At 74.8% G+C, this 20,579-nt stretch carries 20 protein-coding genes; 5 read left to right on the top strand and 15 right to left on the bottom strand.

Features of this window, described 5'->3' with window-relative positions:
- Window positions 1-180 precede the first annotated feature (180 nt).
- Window positions 181-678, top strand: coding sequence for a flavodoxin domain-containing protein (locus tag KLI87_RS31825; protein WP_156218800.1), 498 nt, complete (start codon window positions 181-183; stop codon window positions 676-678).
- Window positions 679-731: 53 nt separating this feature from the next.
- Entirely contained in the window at window positions 732-1,607 is an 876-nt protein-coding gene (locus KLI87_RS31820) for a universal stress protein (RefSeq protein ID WP_156218799.1), read from the top strand.
- Between the two features lie 56 nt (window positions 1,608-1,663).
- Here KLI87_RS31820 and KLI87_RS31815 read toward each other — a convergent pair whose 3' ends face one another.
- Entirely contained in the window at window positions 1,664-2,098 is a 435-nt protein-coding gene (locus KLI87_RS31815) for a pyridoxamine 5'-phosphate oxidase family protein (RefSeq protein ID WP_156218798.1), read from the bottom strand.
- A 68-nt stretch (window positions 2,099-2,166) separates the two neighbouring features.
- Entirely contained in the window at window positions 2,167-2,856 is a 690-nt protein-coding gene (locus KLI87_RS31810) for a response regulator transcription factor (protein ID WP_156218797.1), read from the bottom strand.
- Between the two features lie 139 nt (window positions 2,857-2,995).
- On the opposite strand from KLI87_RS31810, the gene KLI87_RS31805 reads away from it, so the two are divergent.
- Window positions 2,996-4,717, top strand: a complete 1,722-nt coding sequence (locus tag KLI87_RS31805; protein WP_156218796.1) for a GAF domain-containing sensor histidine kinase — start codon at window positions 2,996-2,998, stop codon at window positions 4,715-4,717.
- A 13-nt stretch (window positions 4,718-4,730) separates the two neighbouring features.
- On the opposite strand, the gene KLI87_RS31800 is transcribed toward KLI87_RS31805, so the two are convergent.
- The 7 genes from KLI87_RS31800 to KLI87_RS31770 form a co-directional block, all read right to left on the bottom strand.
- Complete coding sequence (locus KLI87_RS31800; RefSeq protein ID WP_156218795.1) at window positions 4,731-5,306, bottom strand: hypothetical protein; 576 nt, start codon at window positions 5,304-5,306, stop codon at window positions 4,731-4,733.
- A 241-nt stretch (window positions 5,307-5,547) separates the two neighbouring features.
- Window positions 5,548-5,979, bottom strand: a complete 432-nt coding sequence (locus KLI87_RS31795; RefSeq protein WP_173390876.1) for a universal stress protein — start codon at window positions 5,977-5,979, stop codon at window positions 5,548-5,550.
- Window positions 5,980-6,082: 103 nt separating this feature from the next.
- A complete protein-coding gene (locus KLI87_RS31790; RefSeq protein WP_156218793.1) occupies window positions 6,083-6,898 on the bottom strand; it encodes a DUF6544 family protein in 816 nt (271 codons plus the stop codon).
- A complete protein-coding gene (locus KLI87_RS31785) occupies window positions 6,895-7,794 on the bottom strand; it encodes a carbamate kinase (protein ID WP_156218792.1) in 900 nt (299 codons plus the stop codon). The genes KLI87_RS31790 and KLI87_RS31785 overlap by 4 nt, the downstream gene beginning before the upstream one ends.
- Window positions 7,791-8,726 carry an ornithine carbamoyltransferase gene (argF, locus tag KLI87_RS31780; RefSeq protein WP_156218791.1) on the bottom strand — a complete coding sequence of 312 codons (936 nt, stop codon included), beginning with the start codon at window positions 8,724-8,726 and terminating at the stop codon, window positions 7,791-7,793. Before argF ends, KLI87_RS31785 begins: the two co-directional genes overlap by 4 nt.
- Window positions 8,723-9,937: an arginine deiminase gene (locus KLI87_RS31775; RefSeq protein WP_214619996.1), complete on the bottom strand. Its 1,215-nt coding sequence runs from the start codon at window positions 9,935-9,937 to the stop codon at window positions 8,723-8,725. The genes argF and KLI87_RS31775 overlap by 4 nt, the downstream gene beginning before the upstream one ends.
- Window positions 9,938-9,949: 12 nt before the next feature.
- Window positions 9,950-10,567, bottom strand: a complete 618-nt coding sequence (locus tag KLI87_RS31770; RefSeq protein ID WP_156218790.1) for an amino acid permease — start codon at window positions 10,565-10,567, stop codon at window positions 9,950-9,952.
- 358 nt (window positions 10,568-10,925) lie between these two features.
- Here KLI87_RS31770 and KLI87_RS31765 point away from each other — a divergent pair, with 358 nt between their 5' ends.
- Window positions 10,926-11,426, top strand: coding sequence for a universal stress protein (locus tag KLI87_RS31765; RefSeq protein ID WP_214619995.1), 501 nt, complete (start codon window positions 10,926-10,928; stop codon window positions 11,424-11,426).
- On the opposite strand, the gene KLI87_RS31760 is transcribed toward KLI87_RS31765, so the two are convergent.
- Window positions 11,421-11,882 carry a pyridoxamine 5'-phosphate oxidase family protein gene (locus tag KLI87_RS31760; RefSeq protein ID WP_214619994.1) on the bottom strand — a complete coding sequence of 154 codons (462 nt, stop codon included), beginning with the start codon at window positions 11,880-11,882 and terminating at the stop codon, window positions 11,421-11,423. The two genes, KLI87_RS31765 and KLI87_RS31760, sit on opposite strands and share 6 nt — an antisense overlap.
- Before the next feature lie 161 nt (window positions 11,883-12,043).
- Between KLI87_RS31760 and KLI87_RS31755 the strand changes: the two genes are divergently transcribed.
- On the top strand, window positions 12,044-13,054 hold the full coding sequence (locus tag KLI87_RS31755) for a hypothetical protein (protein ID WP_214619993.1): 1,011 nt from the start codon (window positions 12,044-12,046) through the stop codon (window positions 13,052-13,054).
- 13 nt (window positions 13,055-13,067) lie between these two features.
- Here KLI87_RS31755 and hypE read toward each other — a convergent pair whose 3' ends face one another.
- From hypE to KLI87_RS31730, 5 genes are all read right to left on the bottom strand, one after another.
- Entirely contained in the window at window positions 13,068-14,114 is a 1,047-nt protein-coding gene (gene hypE, locus KLI87_RS31750) for a hydrogenase expression/formation protein HypE (RefSeq protein ID WP_214619992.1), read from the bottom strand.
- On the bottom strand, window positions 14,111-15,199 hold the full coding sequence (gene hypD, locus KLI87_RS31745) for a hydrogenase formation protein HypD (protein ID WP_214619991.1): 1,089 nt from the start codon (window positions 15,197-15,199) through the stop codon (window positions 14,111-14,113). The genes hypE and hypD overlap by 4 nt, the downstream gene beginning before the upstream one ends.
- Window positions 15,196-15,501, bottom strand: coding sequence for a HypC/HybG/HupF family hydrogenase formation chaperone (locus tag KLI87_RS31740; protein WP_214619990.1), 306 nt, complete (start codon window positions 15,499-15,501; stop codon window positions 15,196-15,198). The genes hypD and KLI87_RS31740 overlap by 4 nt, the downstream gene beginning before the upstream one ends.
- 5 nt (window positions 15,502-15,506) lie before the next feature.
- On the bottom strand, window positions 15,507-17,849 hold the full coding sequence (gene hypF, locus KLI87_RS31735; protein ID WP_214619989.1) for a carbamoyltransferase HypF: 2,343 nt from the start codon (window positions 17,847-17,849) through the stop codon (window positions 15,507-15,509).
- 92 nt (window positions 17,850-17,941) lie between these two features.
- Window positions 17,942-20,527: an HAD-IC family P-type ATPase gene (locus tag KLI87_RS31730; RefSeq protein WP_214619988.1), complete on the bottom strand. Its 2,586-nt coding sequence runs from the start codon at window positions 20,525-20,527 to the stop codon at window positions 17,942-17,944.
- Between the last annotated feature and the right edge of the window lie 52 nt (window positions 20,528-20,579).

Genomic DNA, 20,579 nt, shown 5'->3' with positions numbered 1-20,579 from the left:
GTGAGGTCCCGACCCGGCGGCACGTCCGGCACCTGATGCGGCCGCGGGGCCGAAGGTCCCCCGAACCCCGGACGGAGGCCACTGCCCCCCGCGCGGGCGTGGGCGGAGGCTGGAGTTCCCAGTCCGGGAGTACGAGCGGCGGTCGGCCGCCGCGGCCCGGGCGCCAGCGAAGGAGTCGTCATGGTCCGTGTGCTGGTCGCCTACGCGTCCGAGCGGGGCGGCACCGCCGAGATCGCCGACTGGATCGGCGCGGAGCTGCGCGCGTCCGGGATGGAGCCCGACGTGCGGTCGGCGGGCTCGGTCCCCTCCGTCGACGGATATGACGCCGTCGTTCTCGGCGGTGCGCTCTACGCCGGGCGCTGGCACCGTGAGGCGCGGCACTTCGCCCAACGGTTCGCCGAGGAGCTGGCCACGCGGCCGGTATGGCTGTTCAGCAGCGGCCCCCTCGACCACACGGCCGAGGAGAAGGACGTGGACCCGGTGCCGGGCGTCGCCAAGGTCGCCCGCAGGCTGGGCGCCAGGGGCCACGCCACGTTCGGCGGCAGCCTCGCCCCCGACGCCCGCGGCCTCCTCGCCTCCAAGATCGCGAAACGCGCGGGCGGCGACTACCGGGACCACGACCACGTCCGGGCCTGGGCGGGCGAGGTCGCCCGGGAAATCCTGACGGTCGGTACATGATCGAAGGACCAAGGTCCTCGGGTGGCGGCACGGCGGTGCCCTAGCGTGCGGGTATGAACCAGATCGTCGTCGGAGCGGACGGCTCGGAGCAGAGCCTCGCCGCGACCGCATGGGCGGCCGAGGAGGCCGCCCGCCGAGGCGCCTCACTGCGCGTCGTCCTTGTCGTGGCCCCTTGGCTGTTCGACGTCCCGGTGGATCCGCGGGCCGGGGCGGTGCGGAAGTGGCTGCTGGACGGTGGGGAGGAGATCGTCGGCCGTGCCGTCGCCGTCGCCCGCGAGCGCGCGCCCGGCGTGGAGGTGACTGGCGTCCAGCGGGGAGGCAACGCCGCCGAGGTGCTGATGGAAGAGGCGCGGGACGCACTGATGCTGGTCGCCGGCACGCGCGGCACCGGCGGCCTCACCGGACTGGTGCTGGGGTCGGTCGCGCTTCAGGTCGCCTCGCACGCGGAACGCCCCGCCGTGATCGTCCCAGCCGGTGAGGCCGCCGACGGGGGCCACGGGGAGGTCGTGGTCGGGGTGGACGGCTCGGCCGGAAGCGCCGCGGCGATCGGGTTCGCCTTCGAGGAGGCGGCCCTGCGGCGCGCCCGGTTGCGCGCGGTTCTGGCGTGGACGCACCCGGCGTCCACCGCGCCGGAGGCCCTGCGCCCTCCGGCGTTCGATCCGGAGAATGCGCGGGCCGAGAGGGAACGCGCCCTCGCGGAGTCGCTCGCTGGATGGTGCGAGCGGTTCCCCGAGGTCGAGGTGGCGCGGGAGGTCGTCTACCGCCGGGCCGTCCGGGCCCTGGCGGATGCCTCGGCCGGCGCCGAACTGCTGGTGGTCGGCTCGCGGGGGCGCGGCGGGTTCACCGGGCTCCTGCTCGGCTCGGTCGGTCACGCGATGCTGCACCGCGCCGCCTGCCCCGTCGCCGTGGTCCGTTCGCCGCGGGACTGACCGGGCACTCGGGGGCGGCCGTGCGCTCAACCCGGCCGCCCCTCGGCGAGCCGCCCTCAGCAGGCCTTCGCCGAGGCCATGGGAGTGTGCGGGATCCTGCGTCCGGAGAGCAGTTCGGTGCGGACGGTGATGAAGTGGTCGCGTTCCTCCGGAACCCAGCTGTGCAGCGGCAGGCCCTGGAGGACGGCGATCTGCTCGTGCTCGGTGACGAGCCTGGCGCGGCCGACGACGACCACCGACCAGCCGGTGCGGGTATCGGCGTCGAAGTCGTCGATCTCGAAGGCGACGACGGTGTCGGTGGCGGCGCGGGCGAGCCTGGAGTCGCGGGCGGTGCGGATGACCACGTCGGTGCCGTGGAGGGCGTAGTTGACGGGCTGCACGGCCGGGAGGGCGCGGTCGGTGAACACGATGCGTCCGATGACCGCGCGGGAGAGCAGGGCACGGCATTCGTCCGTATCGAGGATCTCCAGCCCGCCATGGTCGAATTGCATGTCCTCAGAATCCCCTGAAGCGAGCACGAGCGTCAGGGCCAAAGGTCCCGACGCCGGTGCCGGGCGTCCTATGCCTCGTGTCCCGGTTGGCGGGCGGCGTCGGCCTTGAGCTGCGCGGCGAACGCCGCGGCCTGGGTCCGGCGGCTCATTCCGAGTTTGGCGAAGATGCTGGAGATGTAGTTCTTGACGGTCTTCTCCGCCAGGTACATCCGCTCGCCGATCTGACGGTTGGTCAGCCCTTCGCCGATGAGTTCGAGGATGTGGCGTTCCTGATCCGACAGGGCCTCAAGGGGGTCCTTCTTCTCCTGGCGGGTGCGGATGCGTTCGAGCATCCGGGCGGTGCTGCGGGGGTCCAGCAGCGACTGGCCGGACGCGACCGTGCGGACCGCGCCGACCAGGTCGGAGCCGTGGATCTGCTTCAGGACGTATCCGGCGGCCCCCGCCATGACGGCCTGGAACAGCGCCTCCTCGTCGTCGAACGAGGTGAGCATCAGGCACGCCACCTCGGGCATCCGCGAGCGGATCTCGCGGCAGACGCTCACGCCGTCGCCGTCGGGCAGCCGGACGTCCAGCACGGCCACATGCGGGCGGGCCGCCGGGATGCGCGCGAGGGCGTGCGCCGCGGAGCCGGCCTCGCCGACGATCTCGATGTCGTCCTCGGAGGACAGCAGGGCCGCCACACCTCGGCGGACGACCTCGTGGTCGTCCATGAGGAACACCCGGATGGCGCCCCCGCCTTCCTGGTCGCTGCCGGTCATCGTCCCGTCCCCTGCCGTCGTGTCTTTACCCCGACGCTACCCGCGCCGGAGGCGGCCACCAAGAACATCAGGTCCCACGATCCCGGGACCAAGGTCCCGAAGCTGACACCGGCAAGCCGGGACGGGAATACTGACATCCATGGCTCCAGTGTCAGGGTTCGGTGAGGAACCCGCCCGGATGATCCTTCCCCAGTTGCAGTTGGACGATCTGCTGACGGAGTTGCAGGCGCGCCTGGAAACCGCGCGGGCCACGCGGGACCGGGTGCACGCGCTGCTGGAGGCCGTGGTCTCGATCGGCGGCGAGCTGGACCTGGCCTCGGTGCTGCGGCGGATCATCGAGTCGGCCACGACGCTGGTCGACGCCCGCTACGGCGCGCTCGGCGTGATCGGCGAGGAGGGCGAGCACCTGGTCGAGTTCATCACCGTCGGGGTCGGCGAGGACGAGATCGAGGCGATCGGGCACTGGCCGCACGGGCACGGGATCCTCGGGTTGCTGATCAAGGAGCCGCGCCCGCTGCGGCTGCCCGACCTGGCCGACCATCCCGAGTCGTACGGTTTCCCGGCCAACCATCCGCCGATGCGGAGCTTCCTCGGTGTGCCGATCCGGGTGCGGGACGAGGTTTTCGGCAACCTTTACCTGACCGAGAAGGCCGGGGGTGGGGAGTTCGAGGAGGAGGACCAGGTCGTGGTGTCGGCGCTGGCGACCGCCGCCGGTGTCGCGATCGAGAACGCCCGGCTGTACGAGGAGACGCGGCGGCGGCAGCGGTGGCTGGAGGCGTCGGCGGAGATCTCGACGGCGCTGCTGTCGGGGACCGACCCGCACGAGGTGACCGCGCTCGTCGCGGTGCGCGCCCGGGAGATCGCCGACGCCGACCTCGCGGCGGTGGCGGTCGTCGGCGGGGACGGGCGGACGTTCACCGTGCAGGCCGCCGACGGCATGAACGCCGAGGCGCTGAGGGATCTGCGCATCCCGCTGGACCACTCGGTCGCCGGGAAGGTGTTCACCGAGGGCGTCGCGCTCCGCGTCGCCGACGGGCAGGAGGCGGCCCGTGAGGCGGGGGTGCCCACGCAGGTGGAGGTGGGCCCGATGCTGGTGGTGCCGCTCGGGGTCGGGAGCGCGGCACGGGGAATGATCTCGGTGGTCAACGCTCCGGGCGGCGCGGTGTTCTCCGAGGGGACCCAGCGGCTGCTGGAGCCGTTCGCCGCCCAGGCGGCCGTGGCGCTGGAGCTCGCGGCGAGCCGCCGCGACACCGAGCGCCTGCTGCTGCTGGAGGACCGCGACCGGATCGCCAAGGACCTGCACGACACCGTGATCCAGCGGCTGTTCGCCACCGCGATGACGCTGATGTCCGCGATCAAGATCACCCAGAAGCCCGAGGTCGCGACCCGGGTGCAGCGCGCGGTGGACGACCTGGACGACACCATCCGGCAGATCCGCTCGTCCATCTTCGCCCTGCAGGCCGCGGCCGAGGAGGAGTCGCTGCGCGGCCGGGTGCACGAGCTGGTCGACACGGCCGCGCGGAACCTCGGGTTCGCGCCGACCGTCCGGCTGGACGGCCTGCTGGACACCGCCGTGGACGATCAGACCGGTGAGCATCTCCTGGCGGTGCTTCAGGAGTCGCTGTCGAACGTGGCCCGGCACGCCCGGGCGTCCGAGGCCATCGTGGTGATCGATGTCGGCGACCACGACCTGACCCTGCGGGTGGAGGACGACGGCGTCGGCATCCCCGAGGGCGGCCGCCGCAGCGGTCTGCGCAACATGGAGGAGCGCGCGAAGGGGCTGGGCGGCTCGTTCAGCACCCGGCCCCGCCTGGACGGCGGCACCACGCTGGTCTGGTGCGTCCCCTTGGCGGACGGCTGAGGGCGCCGCCGCGTCAGGGGATCCGGCGGGTGTCCCACTGCGCCCATTCGGCGGCCCACGCACGGTATCGCCGCCGGTCGCAGCGGTACCGGACGAGCAGGTACACGCCGAGCAGCGGCGCTCCCAGGGCCGCCGCGGCTCCGAGGACGGCGGTGAGGGCGTCGGCGATCGTCCGCGCGTGCCGCTGCGGCGGCTCGTCCGTGACGCCCGACGGCCCGGCCCATACCGCGCGGTGCTCACCCACGGTGCCGCCGCGGAACGCCGTGAACGACCCCGTCCGGGCCGTCCCGTCGGGGTCACGCCAGGTCACGGTGAGTGCGCGGCCCGAGCGCCGGTGGTCGACCTTGACCACGGTGGCCTCGACCCTGTGCCGGGTCGCCGCCTCGGACCGCTCGGCGTCCACGCCGGAGCCGTACGCGGCCCGCCCGGCCCGCAGGCACAGCGGTGGGGCCAGGCTCAGGAAGAGCATCAGCAGCGCGATGCCCAGCATCCACTGCCCGCGATCCACAGAGCGGCGCAGATCGTTGCGGTCGAAGCCGATTCGTCGCCGTAGCCGGTCCAGGCTCGGCCGTCGTCCCGTCGGCCTCATGCCCGCCTCCTCAAGCTCGTCTAAGGCGAGGCTAGGCACGCCGGCCAGGGCCTGCGCAGAGACCGATGTCCCTGCCGGCACGGACGTTCGGAGCGCTCTCCGCCCGCTCGGCCGGGACGAACGTCCCGGCCGGACGCGTCCAGGGCGCGGGTCGCGGAAGCCCGCCGGACACGCCATGAACCCGCCCTCGATCCGAGGGCGGGACGGTGGCGCGATCGTCTCCGGTATGCCGTGCCGGGGGTCAGGCGGTCTCGTCGCCGGCCGTGTCGTCGGCGCAGATCACCACGGGGCACCGCGTCCCCTGCCGCACGGCGGGGACGGTGTCGCCGCCGAACCGGTTGCCGTACTCGGAGTGCGCGCGGGCGCCGACGACGAGGAGCTCGGCGTGTCCGGCGGCCTCCGCGAGCTCCTTCCCGGGGTCGCCGTAGGCGATCCGGAGCCGGGTGGTGAGGTGCTGCGACCGGGGGATCGCGCGGGCCACCAGGTCGCGCAGCCGGAACCACTCGGTCGCGGTCCGCAGCAGCCGGGGCCTGGTCCCGGTCCCGGGGGCCAGCACGTGGACGACGTCCAGCCGCGCGTGGCGGTCGACGGCCTCGCGGGCGGCGCGGTGCAGCGCGGCCAGCGAGTTCGGCGACCCGTCGACGCCGACGACGACGCACCGTTGATCGGGCATGACCTGCATGTGAGCCTCCTTGGGTCACTTCCAGACTCGCGCCGGGCCGCCGCTCGCGGCAGTGCCGACCGTCCCGGGGGCGCGGGACCTTCGGCCCAGGGGGTCAGAAGTGTTCGTAGTGGTCCACCTGGAACCGGATGAACTCGCCCTCCGGCCAGCGGTCCGTGCCGTACCACCAGCCCGCGCTGAGCGACGCGGGGACGGTGCATCCGCCGAAGTCCGCCTCGCGGTGGACCACCACGCCGAAGCGGTGCTCACCGAAGGGGCCCCGGCCGGGGTCGCCCCAGCGGGGGAGCGTCACGGTCGTCAGCGCGCCCGACGGCGCGACCGTGAGGGTGACCGCGTGCACCGATCCGCCGATGGCGACGTGGGCGACGGCGCGCTCGCCGTCCACCGGCTCCCAGGTGACGAAGGGGGACAGCGCCGTGGCCGGGACGAGGACGAACTCGCTCGCCAGCCGTCCCGCCGCGCTGCGGGTGATGTCCGGCCCGCCGGCCGACATGACGGGGAGCGCGCCCAGCAGCCGCCACCGCATCTGGCCGTCGCCGCCGCTGTAGCGGTCGAAGCCCGCGACCGGCAGGTGCGCCACGCGCGCTTTCGCCGCCCAGATGAACCCGGTCGGCGGCCGTAGGATCTGCGTCGCCTCGAAGGGCCACCACGAGCCGAGGCGGATACGCCCGTGCATGCGCAATCGAGCCGCACCGTGCAGCGGCACGCCCTTTCCGATGGCGTGGCGCAGCCAGCGCCGGACGGGCTCGGGCAGGTGGTCGGCCATGGCGGGCTCGAACAGGCCCGGTTCCGGGGTCGGCTGGGCCAGGTCGGCCCAGTCGCGGCGGACCGGGGCTGGTGGCCGGGGAACCGCCGAGGCGGGCCACCGGGCGCGGTCGGTTCGCGCCGGGTGCCCGCGGCGACCGGTCACGGGGCCTCGACCCTCGTGCCCGCCGCCCCCGCCAGGAGTGCGGTGGCCTCGGTGAGCGAGCCGATCGCCGCGACGGCGCCCGGGCGGCTCTCGGCGAAGCGGCACGCCGCCTCCGCCTTGGGGCCCATGGAGCCGTCCGGCAGGCGCATGTCGCGCAGCGCGGCCGGGGTGGCCTCGCGGACGGGACGCGCGGCGGCGGTGCCGTGGCCGCGCATGACGGCGGGGACGTCGGTGAGCAGGAGCAGCATGTCGGCCTTCAGGTGCGCCGCCAGCAGGGCGCTCGCGAGGTCCTTGTCCACGACGGCCTCGACGCCGCGGTGGTCGGGGCCGGTCGGGACGCCGTCCCCGCCGACCGCGACGACCAGGCAGCCGTCCTCGACGAGGCGGGTGATGGTCGGCAGTTCCACGATGCCGCTCGGCTCGGGGGAGGGGACGGCGCGGCGCCAGAAGTCGCCGTCCCTGCGCATGGTCCAGCCGTGCTCGGCGTGCAGGCGGCCCGCGTCGGGCGCCGGGTAGGCCCGGCCGACGAACTTGGTGGGCCGGGCGAACGCCGGATCGCGGGGGTCGACGACGGTCTCGGTGAGGAGGGCGACCACCTCCCGGCCGGGGAGGTGGCGGCGCAGCTCCCGGGCGAGCCAGTAGCCGATCACGCCCTGGGTCTGGGCGCCGAGGGCGTCCAGCGGGTAGGGCGTCGAGAGCGCCGGGTCGGCGGCGCTCTCGACGGCGAGGAGGCCGATCTGGGGGCCGTTGCCATGGGTGACGACCAGGTCGTTGCCGACCGCCAGGTCTGCGAGCCCGCGGACGGCCTCACGGACGTGGGACACCTGGACGGACGCTTTCGGGTGCTCGCCCCGACGCAGCAGCGCGTTCCCGCCGAGGGCCGCGACGATCCTCATCGGTGCCCCTCCAGCCGTTCGGTGAGCAGCGCGTACAGGACGGCCTGCGCGGCGGGGAGCCGGTTGGCGGCCTGCCGGAAGGCCAGCGACCGGCCGCCGTCGATGACGCCCGGTGTGACCTCCTGGCCGCGGTGGGCGGGCAGGCAGTGCATGAAGACGGCGTCGCCGCCCGCCAGGGCCATGAGCCGTTCGTCGACCCGGTAGGGCGCCAGCGTCCTGAGGCGCCGTGTCCGCTCCCGGTCGGGGTCTCCCATGGACAGCCAGACGTCGGTGTAGACGACGCTCGCGCCCCTGACCGCCTCGGCGGGGTCGTGGGTGAGCGCGACCCGTCCACCGCGGCGGCGGGCCGCGGCGGTGGCGGACACCACGGCCCTCTCCGGTGGTTCGTGGCCGGGCGGGGAGGCGATCGCGACGTCCATCCCGGTGAGCGCGGCGGCCTCCATGAGGCTGCGGGCGACGTTGCCGCCGTCGCCGAGGTAGGCGACGCGGAGCCCGCGCAACCGCCCGAAGTGCTCCTGGACGGTGAGCAGGTCGGCGACGGCCTGCAGCGGGTGGTGCCCGTCGGTCAGCGCGTTGATCACGGGGATCGGGGCCGCCGCCGCGAGCCCGCGCACGTCGGCGTCCGCGTAGGTGCGGATCACGATGGCCGCCGCGTAGGAGCCCATCACGCGGGCGGTGTCGCCGATGGTCTCCCCGCGGCGCAGCTGCAACTCGTCGGGGCCGACGGTGACGGGCGTCCCGCCGAGCCGGGCCACGGCCGCCGCGGTCGACAGCCGTGTCCTGGTGGACGGCTTGGCGAAGTACATCGGCACGATGCGGTGGGTGAGCAGGTCCTGGGCGGAGCCGGGCTTGTCCTGGAAGCCGGCCGCGAGCTCCAGCAGCAGCGCCAGGTCGTCGCTGGTCAGGTCGGTGATGCGCAGGAAGTCCTTCATGGGGTGGCCTCGTCTCGCTGGAGGGGGCAGGACATGCAGCGGGGACCGCCGCGCCCGCGGCCGAGTTCGCCGCCGGGGATGGTGACGACCTCGACGCCGTGGCGGCGGAGCATGGTGTTGGTGGTGACGTTGCGCTCGTAGGCGACGACCACGCCGGGCTCGACGGCGAGGACGTTGTTCCCGTCGTCCCACTGCTCGCGCTCGGCGGCCCGCACGTCCTGCCGGGCGGCGAGGACGCGCACGCGGCCCACGCCGAGCGCGCGGGCGATCGCCGGGAAGAGCGCCTCGTTCTCGTGCACCAGCACCTCCCGGCCGTGGTCGCGGCCGGGAGTGAGCGTGTAGGAGCGCAGCGGCGGCAGGTCGGCGTAGACGGTGAAGGCGTCGTGGTCGACCATGGTCATGACGGTGTCCAGGTGCATGAAGGCGCGCCGCGCCGGCAACCGGGCGGCGATGACCCGCCGCGCCGCCCCGGCGGTGAACAGCCGCTGGGCGAGCAGCTCGATGGCCTGCGGTGTGGTGCGCTCGCTCATCCCGATCAGCACGAGGCCCTCGCCGAGCACGTGGACGTCCCCGCCCTCGATGGGCGGCAGCGCGAAGTCCCCGCCCGGGTACCAGACGGGGAAGGGGTGCCCGGTGAACATCGGGTGGTGCCGGTAGACGGCGGAGAGGTGCGCTGTCTCGCGGCGCCGCGCGGCCTTGGCCATCGGGTGCAGCGTCACCCCGCCGTGGACCCACGCGGACGGATCGCGGGTGAACAGGTGGTTGGGCAGCGGCGGCAGCACGAAGTCGCCGTCGTCCAGGGAGGCCAGCAGCAGGCTGTGGACGGCCAGGCCCAGCTCTGCCTTGGTGAGCCCCCCGATCAGATGCCGGGCGAGCGTGCCGGGGTCGAACTCCTCCAGCACCGCGCGGACGGGCCCGGCGAGCGTCGGGCCGAGCGCCGCGTCGGCGGCGGTGTGGTCGAGCACCTGCGCCCGGGCCTCGTCGATCTTGAGCGTCTCGGCGAGCAGGTCGGCGAGGTAGTGCACCCGGACGCCGCGTTCGCGCAGCGCGTCGGCGAGCACGTCGTGCTCCTGGCGGGCGCGCTTGGCCCACAGCACCTCGTCGAAGAGCAGGTCGTCCTTGTTGGCCGGGGTGAGGCGGAGGAGTTCCAGGTCGGGGCGGTGCAGCAGCACCTGCCGCAGCCGTCCGACCTCGGAGGAGACGGTGAACACGGGCCTGTCCTTTCACGCGGCCTGGGCGGGGGGTCCGGGTTCGCCGGCCGGGCCGGGCCGGCCCGCCGGGTGATCGCCGGCCGCCGGGACGGGCGTCCGCCGGGCGCTGCCCCCGCCGGCGTTGAACTCGCCGGAGTTGCCGGACTTCACGAAGAAGAGCCCGCCCACCGCGACCAGCAGCGGTGGTGCGAGCCTGACGACCGTCGTCACCACCTGTACGGCGCCCGCCTGCCGGACCCCGTAGGCGTTGACCGCCGTCAGCGACCAGACCGCCGCCGGCCCCACCCCGGCGGCGAGGATCCTGTCGGTGGCCAGGGCGTGCCGGAAACGAGCGAGATAGCCGACGGACGCCACCGCGATCGCCGCGTTGCCCGCCCACACGGCGATTCGGTACCCCCACGCCGTCTGGAAGCCGACGAAGTCGCCGAAGGTCCGCCGCGCGTAGGCGTAGGGGCCGCCGGTGCGCTGACAGGCGCGGGCCAGGCGCGCGAACACCAGGGCCAGCAGCATCGCCCCGGTCGCGGTGAACCCCCACGCGATCAGGCTGATCGGCCCGTGCTCGGCCAGCGGGCTCGGCAGCGGGAACACGCCCGACCCGGTCATGTTGCCGACCACGAGTGCGGAGGCCATCCAGACCCCGAGCTCGCGGTGCGCGGGGCCTCGCCCTCATGAGCGCCTCCTTCGTCGGCCGCGGTTCGCGGCGACTCCAGACGACCACCGTGGGCGGGGTGGGGCGCCGGGCGTCCGTCCCCGGGAGGCAAGGACCAAGGTCCTCCTTCCGCGGTCCGCCCGTCCCGACCGGGGCACGCGGTAGGGATTCCGGCGGGACGGGCCTCGGGCGGAACCGCGGCCGCCGCCGGAAAGGGACCTTCGGCCCGCGGCGACGGGCGTCCGACCCTGGAAGCGGGCGGTGCCGGTCGCGAGCATGTGGGACGAAGCGACCGAGGCACCTGGCCCGAGACCGGTGCCCTGACCTCCGGGAGAGACCATGTCCGCCCGCCTGCTGCTCGCCGTCGAGGACTCGCCCGCGGCGCTCGCCGCCGCCCGGTACGCCGTGGAACTGGCGCGAACGCTGCACGCCGGGATCACGGCGGTGGCCGTCGTGCCCAACGGCGCCCTGGTCGCCACCGCCACCGCCACCGCCGGGACCTTCGACGTGCCGAACGGCGACGGCCCCTCCCACCCGCCCGCGCGCACGGTGCTCGGCCACATCGAACGCCTCGCGCATCTGGAGGAGGTGAGGCTCCAGACGGTCCGGCGTTCCGGGGACGTCGCCCGGCGCGTCCTGGACGAGGCGCGCCGCGTCGGCCCCGACCTGATCGTTCTCGGCCGCGCGGAGAACTCCGCCTCGGCGGACCGCGCGGTGCTCGCTCCGTGGGTCACGCGCGTCCTGGAGTCGGCGCACCAGCCCGTGCTCGTGGTTCCGGCGGAATGGCGCCCTCGCGGATCCCGCCCGGCCCGTGGGCCGCTGGGCCGCCCCGGTTCATGAGACGCCCGGCAGGGCCCGCGACCGGGAAGGGATCTCGAAGAGATGCGCGGAGGCGAGGCGCACGCCGGAGACCTGGCGGCAGGTGATGCGGATGAACGCCTCACGCGCGCCGGGCGCCCACGGCCGCGGCAGGAGCCGCGCCAGATGCCTCGCCTCGGACTCGTCCGTGATCGCGCGGGCCCGTCCGACGGCGGTGACCGCCCAGCCCGTCCGGGCCGCGGCGTCGATGTCGTCGATCTCGAACGCGACGATGGCGCCGCGCAGCGCGGCCTCGAACTTCGAGCCGGGCATGGTACGGATGACCAGGGTCTCGTCCCCGTCCACGGCGAAGGTGACCGGCTGTATCGCCGGCAGTGCCTGGTCGGTGTAGACCACCCTGCCGACGGGAGCCGACCGCAGCAGCGCGAGGCATTCCTCGCGGTCGAGCGCCCTCGAACTCGTCCCATCGTTTCTCATGCGTCCAGGTTCGGTGCCGGGGCGGGGGCCGTGTCAGAGGCGAACGTCCCTGGTGGGACGCGGTTCGGCGGGCGGACGTCCCGGACGGCGCGGACCTTCGGCCCTGCCCGGCACGCGTACGGGCGTGATGGTCTGGAAGCGATGAAAACTGGGGAGGAAGCATGCGATCACGACACGACACCGCCGCAGATCTCCGGGTGGAGGCCCTTCGGGCCGCCGTGGGGGACGCGGTCTGGGCCCCGTCGATCCACAACACCCAGCCGTGGCGGTTCACGTCGCGGGGGTCGCGGATCAGCCTGCGGGCCGACGCCGACCGCCGGCTGGGCGTCGCCGACCCCGACGGCCGCGAGATGCTGATCAGTTGCGGCGCGGCCTTGTTCAACCTCCGGCTGGGGCTCCGGGCGCGGGGCCTGGACCCCGAGGTCGTGCTGCTGCCCGATCCCGACCGCCCGCACCTGCTGGCCGACGTCGAGGCCGTCCCGGGTGAGGAGCCCGAGGACTACACCCGGCTGATGCACGGACAGGTCCGTCGGCGCCGCAGCCATCGCGGCGGGTTCACGGCCGAGCCCGTCCCCGACTCCGTGCTGGCGGCGGTCCGGAGCGAGGCCGAGACCGAGGGCGCCCGGTTCATCCAGGCCGTGGACGCGCACGTCAAGGGCGCCTTGGCCGCGCTCAACAACGCCGCCGAGCACATCCAGCGCCGCACCCCCTCCTACGCGAGCGAGATCGCCCGCTGGGCCCCGGCCCCGGGCAGCCGCCGCGCCGACGGCGTCCAGCACGAGTCCTATCCGCGCACCGCACCGCGCACCGAGCCGCACTTCGCCGCCCGTGACTTCGCGCGCGGGCGGGGCTGGGGCATGGAACCCGCGAACGGGACGGAGACACCGCCGGCCGGTGTGGTGCTCTTGCTGGTCACCGCTGGCGACGAGCCCGCCGACTGGCTGCGGGCCGGGCAGGGACTCCAGCGGAGCCTGCTGCGCGCGTCCGAGCACGGGTTCGCCGCCGCCTACCACACGCAGGCGCTCCAGATCCCGGAGCTGCGCGCGTTCGTTCGCACCCATTTCTGCGGCGCCGACCATCCGCAGCTGCTGCTGCGGCTCGGCGTCCCCGACACCGAGGACCTGGCCAGCGTCCGCCGCCCGCTGGAGGACGTCCTGACCGAGGAACCCTGAGCCGGCGCCGACCTCAGCAGATGCGGGGGAGTTGCTCGCCGACCAGCATGTCGACGACGCGGGCCGAACCGAGCAGCGTGCGCATCTGGACGCGGCCGGGATGGCCCGCGGTGGCCTGCCCGATCCTGACGGCCCCGGCGCCGTCGGGGCGGGCGCGCATCGCGGCGAGGACGGCGTCCGCCGCCTCCGGGGCGACGAGGGCGACGAGGCAGCCCTCGTTGGCGACGTGCACGGGGTCCAGGCCGAGCAGCGCGCAGGCGGTGGCCACCGGTGGCGGGACGGGGATCGACTCCTCGTCCAGCTCCATTCCCACGGCCGACGACTCGGCGAGTTCGTTGAGGGCACTGGCGAGGCCGCCCCGGGTCGGATCGCGCAACGCGTGCACCCGCTCCCCGCCGACCTCGATCATCGCGGCGACCAGCGCGTGCAGTGGTCTGCTGTCGGAGGCGATCTCGGCCTCGAAGCCCAGCCGCTCGCGGGCGCTGAGGATCGCGGTGCCGTGCAGCCCGATCGGGCCGGAGAGCAGGACGGCGTCGCCGGGGCGTCCCCGGACCGCCGACGGCGCGGCGCCGGGCGGGCGCAGGCCGAGGCCGGTGGTCGTGACGTAGAGCCCGTCCGCGGCGCCGCGTCCGACGACCTTGGTGTCCCCGGTGACCACCCGGACGCCGGCGGCCGCCGCCGCGCGCGCCACCGACGCGGTCACCGCGCGCAGCTCGGCCAGCGGCAGGCCCTCCTCGACGATGTAGGCGAGGCTCAGCGCGACCGGTCTCGCCCCCCGCATCGCCAGGTCGTTGACGGTGCCGTGGACGGCCAGGGAGCCGATGTCGCCGCCGGGGAAGAAGCGCGGCGTGACGACGAAGGAGTCGGTGCTGACCACCGCCTCCGCGGAGCCGAGGTCCACGATCGCGGCGTCCTCGGCGGTGACGTCGCCGCCCAGCTCCGCGCCGACCACGTCGTGCAGCAGCTCCGCCATCAGCCGCCCGCCCGAGCCGTGCCCGAGCAGGATCCGCTCCGTCTCCGCGGCCGGGACCGGGCAGCTCGCCATCGTCGGATCGGTCATCGCGTCCTCCCGGCGTTGTAGAAGGCGGCGCACGTCCCCTCGCTGGAGACCATCGGTGCGCCCAGGGGGCGGCGGGGGGTGCACGACGTGCCGTAGGCGGCGCAGTCGGTGGGCAGCCTGGTTCCCCGCAGGATCGGGCCCGCGATGCAGCCGCTGTCCTCGGCCGAGGTCAGGCCGCCCACGCCGAAGCGCCGCTCGGCGTCGTGGGCGGCGAACTCGGGCGCGAGGGCGAAGCCGCTGGCGGGGATGGGGCCGATGCCCCGCCAGGACCGCTCGGTCACCTGGAACACCCGGCGCAGCGCCTCCTGGGCGGCGGTGTTGCCGGTGCGGCGCACGGCGCGGGCGTACTGGTTCTCGACCTCGTGGCGGCCGTCCTCAAGCTGGCGGACGGCCATCAGGATGCCCTCCAGCAGGTCGAGCGGCTCGAACCCGGTGACCACGACGGGGACCCGGTGGCGGGCGGCGATGGGCTCGTACTCGGTCCATCCCATCACCGCGCAGACGTGCCCGGCCGCCAGGAACGCCTCCACCTGGTTGTCCTCGGATTCGAGGATCGCGGTCATCGCCGGGGGGACCAGCACGTGGCTGACGAGCATCGAGAAGTTGTCCAGCCCCAGGGCGTGGGCGCGCAGCACGGCCATGGCGTTGGCGGGGGCGGTCGTCTCGAAGCCGACCGCGAAGAAGACCACCTGGCGGTCGGGATGGTCGGCCGCCAGGCGGACGGCGTCCAGCGGCGTGTAGACGACCCGTACGTCGGCGCCGCGCGCCCGCAGCCCGAGCAGGTCGCCCGAAGACCCCGGGACCCGCAGCATGTCGCCGAAGCTCGTGAAGATGACCTCCGGGTCGGCGGCGATGGCGAGGGCCCGGTCCAGCGTCTCCAGCGGGGTCACGCAGACCGGGCAGCCGGGGCCGTGGATCATGCGCATCCCCGCCGGCAGCAGCTCGTCGATGCCCTGCCGGACGATCGTGTGCGTCTGCCCGCCGCACACCTCCATGATCGTCCACGGCCGGGTGGCGGTGGAGCGGAGGCCGGCCAGCAGCCGCCGTGCCACGGCCGGGTCCCTGTACTCGTCGAGATATCTCACGGCGTCCCCTCCATGCCGGCCGCGGGACGGCGGCCCGCCGGGACGGGCGGCTCCTCGTCCGCCCCGAGTTCGGCCGCCAGCGCGTCGGGGATCGCGCGGATCACCGCGAGCGTGCGCGCGGCCTCCTCCTCGTCCACCGTGCTGATGGCGAACCCGACGTGGACGATGACGTACTGCCCGACGTCCGCGTCGGGGGTGAAGGCGAGGCAGACCTCGCGGCGGACACCGTCGAAGTCGACGACGCCCATGCGCGGGTCCTCACCATGGACCTCGATGACGCGTCCCGGGATGCCCAGGCACATGACGCTCACTCCTCGCTCGTCGCGGCCGACAGCCGCGCCGCCGCGACCACCGCCTGCCCGTAGCTGACACCGCCGTCGTTCACCGGGACGCGCTCCCCGGCGAAGACCTCGAACCCGGCGCCGCCGAGTGCCGCCCGGACGGCGGTCTCCAGCGCGCGGTTCTGGAAGACGCCGCCGGAGAGGCAGACCGTCCGTACGCCGGTCTCCTCGCCGGCGCGTTCGCACAGGGCGGCGGTGACGGCGGCGAGGGTGTGGTGGAAGGCCGCGGCGATCGCCCCCGGCGGCTCCCCGCTCGACCGGGCCTCCAGCACGTCGCGGAGGGTGGCGGCGCCGTCGTAGACCCACAGCCCGTCACGACGGGCCAGCCGCCAGGCGAGCGGAGCCACGTCGCCGTGCCCCGCGGCCGCGGCCTCCAGGCGCATCGCCGCCTCCCCCTCGAAGCGGTTGTCCTCGCAGACGCCCAGCAGGGCCGCCACCGCGTCGAAGAGGCGCCCGGCACTGGACGCGGGCGGCGAGTTCAGCCGCCGGTCGATCATGCGGCGTACGAGCGCGACCTCCCGTTCGGGCAGGCGCGCCGCCGGGTGGGCGGCGGGCGGCGCGTCCAGGGCAGGCCCTCCCAGGTCCTCGGCGCCGAACAGGTAGCCGAGCGCCATCCGGGCCGGGCGCCGGACGGCGACGGCCCCACCGCACAGCGGGGCCCGGGAGAAGCGCCCGAGCCGCCGGTAGCCCGCATAGGTGGCCAGCAGGACCTCACCGCCCCAGAAGGTGCCGTCGTCCCCCAGCCCGAGTCCGTCGTAGGCCACGCCGAGGAACGGGCCCTCGACCCCGTGCTCGGCGGCGGTCGCGGCCACGTGGGCGTGGTGGTGCTGGACGGCGATCCGCCGCGCGGCGGGCCAGCGGGCGGCGTGCTTGGTGGACAGGTACTCGGGGTGGAGGTCGTGGGCGACGTACACGGGATCGACGTCCTCGATGACGAGCCGCGCCTCCAGCGAGCGCTCGAACGCCTCCAGCGTCTCCGCGTCCTCCAGGTCCCCGATGTGCGGGCCGGGGACCGCCCGCCGCCCGGACGCCACGGTGAAGGTGTGCTTGAGCTGTGCCCCCAGCGCCAGCAGCGGTTCGGGCGCGGCCACCGGCAGCGGCAGCGGCGCGGGAGCGTACCCGCGGGCACGGCGCACGGTGGACGGGCGTCCCGCGCGGACGCGGACGACGCTGTCGTCATGGCGGGCCAGGATGGGCCGGTCATGGGCGAGGACACCGTCGGTGACGGGTGCGAACAGGCGGACGGCCTCGTCGTCGTCGATCACCATGGGGCCGCCGGCGCGATTGGCGCTCGTCACCACCACAGGCCGTGCCAGATCCCGCAGCAGCAGGTGATGCAGCGGACTGTAGGGGAGGAAGATCCCGATGTCGGGCATCCCGGAGCACACCTGCGGCGCCACGGCTCCGCCCACCTGGGGCGCCAGCACGATAGGCCGGGCGGGGGAGGCCAGCAGCTCCACGTCGGCGGCGGTCAGCGAGGCCAGCGCGGACGCCGCCGCGACATCGGCGACCATCACGGCGAGCGGCTTCGCCTCCCGCCCCTTGGCCGCGCGGAGCCGTTGCACCGCGCCCGTGCCGGTGGCGTCGCACACCAGCTGGTAGCCGCCGATCCCCTTGACCGCGACGACCCCGCCCCCGGCGATCGCCGCCACGGCGGCGGCCACGGCCTCCTCGCCCGCCGCGGCCGGGCGGGCCTCGACCGCCGCCGCGCCGCGCCGCCAGGCCGTCCGGGGACCGCAGTCGGGGCACGCGATGGGCTCGGCATGGAAGCGGCGGTCGGCCGGGTCGTGGTACTCGGCCGCGCACGCCGCGCACATGGCGAAGCCCCGCATGGTCGTCCGCGCCCGGTCGTAGGGCAGGCCCGCGATGATGCTGGCGCGCGGCCCGCAGTCGGTGCAGTTGACGAACGGATAGCGGTACCGGCGGTCGTCCGGGTCGTACAGCTCCTCCAGGCACGCGTCGCATGTGGCCAGGTCGGGCGGGACGTCCCGGGCGGCCGCCGCACCGGCGGCGCTGCCGAGAACGCTGAAACCCGCGGGGAGCGCCGCATCCGCCAGGCGCGTCGTCAGCACGTCCGTCACCGACGCGTGCCGCGGCGCGTCCTCGACGAGCCGGGCGGCGAAGTCGTCCAGGGCCGTGTCGTCACCGGCGGCCCTGATGACCACGGCACCGCCCGCGTTGCGCACGTCGCCGCGCAGGCCGTGGGCCGTGGCCAGGCGGTAGACGAACGGCCGGAAACCGACTCCCTGCACGGTCCCGCGCACCTCGATCCGCCGCGCGCCGGCACCGGTGTCCTGGCCGTTGGTCATGAGGACAGCACACCGGCCCGGTGGACCGCGCGGCAGGGCCGCCCGGCACGAGAATCCGGGACCAAGGTCCCGTTAGCCGGCACCGACACGGATCAGCGGGGGCGCTGGACGCGTTTGAGGAGTTCGACGAGCACGTAGGAGACGAGCGCGACGGCGGCGACGCGGAGCCAGGCGGGGCCGTCCAGCGGCGCGGAGTCGAACAGGTCGTTCATCGCCGGGACGTAGGTGTAGACGGCCTGGATCCCGGCGAGCGCCACGGCGCTGACGGCGACCCACGGGTTGCGGCGGACGCCCCGCCACAGCAGCGGACGGTCCAGGGACAGGCAGTTGAACAGGTACGTCATGAGGGTCAGGGCGAAGACGTTCACGACGATCGTCTGCGCCTCCCCGGTGGAGGCGCCGTGGGCGCGCTCCCAGTGCTGGAGGCCGAACGCCCCGGCGAGCAGGATCGCCGAGACCAGCAGGACGCGGAGCGTCATCGCGCGCGTGAGCAGCGGCAGCGCCGGGTCGCGGGGCGGGCGGCGCATGATGTGCTCGTCCTTGGGCTCGACGGCGAAGGGCAGGCCGAGGACGAGCACGGCGGTCATGTTCAGCCACAGGACCTGGAGGGGGAGCACCGGCAGCGCCGTCCCGGCGAGGATCGCGGCGACCAGCACCAGCCCGAGCCCGATGTTGGACGGCAGCGCCCACACGATGAACTTCACGAGGTTGTCGAAGACGCCGCGCCCCTCCTCGACCGCCCGCTCGATCGAGGCGAAGTCGTCGTCGGTGAGGACCATGTCGGCCGACTCCTTGGCGGCGTCGGTGCCGGTCCGTCCCATGGCGACGCCGATGTCGGCCTGCTTCAGCGCGGGGGCGTCGTTGACGCCGTCGCCGGTCATCGCGACCACGTGGCCCGCGTCCTGGAGGGCCTGGACGAGGCGGAGCTTCTGCTCGGGGGACACGCGGGCGAACACCGTGGTGGCGGCGACGCGGCCGGGGTCGGCGGCGGCGAGTTCGGCGCCGGTCATCGCCGCGCCGTCGCCGAGGCCGACGCGGGCGCCGATGGCGCGGGCCGTGGCGGCGTGGTCCCCGGTGATCATCTTGACCTGGATCCCGGCGTCGTGGCAGGTCCGGACGGCCCGCGCGGCCTGGGGGCGCGGCGGGTCGAGCATGGCCTGGAGGCCGAGGAAGGTCAGGGGCGGCAGATCGTCCAGGTGTCCCGCGCCGGTGTGCGCCTTGGCGAAGGCCAGCACGCGCAGCGCCTGGCGGCCGAACTCCTCGGCGCGGGCGGTGACGTCGGCGGGGGCGTCGTCGCAGAGCTCCAGGATGCGCTCGACGGGACCCTTGGCGTAGACCGTGCCGTCCTCGTGGAGCGTGGCCATGAAGCGGCGTTCGGAGGTGAACGGCAGCGCGGCGACGCGGGGCGGCGCGGCCCCGAGCCCGGCCTTGGCGGCGCTGGTGAGGAGCGCGCCCTCGGTCGGGTCGCCCGCCACCTGCCAGGAGTCGCCGTCCTGGACGAGTTCCGCGTCATTGCACGCCGCCCCGGCCAGCAGGGTCTCGCGCAGCGCGGGATGGCCGTCGAGGTCGACGGGCTCCCCGTCCCGCTCAAGGGTCCCGGACGGCGCGTAGCCGGTTCCGGTGAGGGTGTAGTCGCGCCCTCCGGCGGTGACGGCGGTGACCGTCATCTGGTTCCGGGTGAGCGTGCCGGTCTTGTCGGTGCAGATCACGGTGGTGCCGCCGAGCGTCTCGACGGCGGGCAGCCGCCGGACGATGGCGCCGCGCCCGACCATCCGCGCGACGCCGAGCGCCAGCGTGATCGTGACGACGGCGGGGAGCCCCTCGGGGATCGCGCCGACCGCGAGCGCGACGGCGGCCGTCAGCATCTCGGCGGCGCCGCGTCCGCGCAGCGTGCCGACCGCGAACGTCAGCACGGCCAGCGCCAGGACCGCGACCGTGACCAGCGCCCCGAACCGGGCGATCTTGCGGGTCAGCGGCGTCTGGACCGCGCCGGTGTCGTGGACGAGCCGGTGGATGTCGCCGAGCTCGGTCCGCGCGCCGGTCGCCACGACGATCCCGGCGCCCCGGCCGCGTGTGACGAGCGTCCCGGAGTAGGCCATCCCGGCGCGGTCGGCCAGCGCGGCCTCGGGCAGCGCCGCCGGGTCCTTGGCGGCGGGCACCGACTCGCCGGTGAGCGCCGACTCGTCGACGGCCAGCTCGTCGGTCCGCAGCAGCCGCAGGTCGGCGGGGACCTTGCCGCCCGCCTCCAGCTCCACCAGGTCGCCGCGCACCAGCCCGGCGGCCGGGAGCGTGACGCGCGCCCCGTCCCGCACGGCCGTCGCCGTCGTCTCCGTCAGCGCCGCGAGCGCGGTGAGGGCCTTCTCCGCCCGCGACTCCTGGACGAACCCGACCACGGCGTTGACGACCACCACGCCCAGGATCACCACCGCGTCGACATGCTCGCCCAGCAGCGCCGTCACCCCGGCCGACACCAGCAGGACGTAGATCAGCGGACTGTTGAACTGGAGCAGGAACCGCACCATCGGGCCCCGCCCCCGCGCGGCGGGCAGGGTGTTGGGCCCCTCCCGCGCCAGCCGCGCCCGCGCCTCGTCCCAGGACAGCCCGCGCCGCTCGTCCACACCCAGCTCGCGCGCCACATCGGCGGCGGACCTGCGATACGCGGGCTCGGCGGTCGTCATCGTCGCACCTCCTGTCGGCTTCACCGTGCCGCCCGCGACCTCGTGGCCGCAG

Origin of the sequence: Actinomadura sp. NEAU-AAG7, from assembly GCF_018603865.1 — a bacterium.
GTDB lineage: Bacteria > Actinomycetota > Actinomycetes > Streptosporangiales > Streptosporangiaceae > Spirillospora > Spirillospora litoris.
This window is presented reverse-complemented; position numbering and strand designations above follow the sequence as displayed.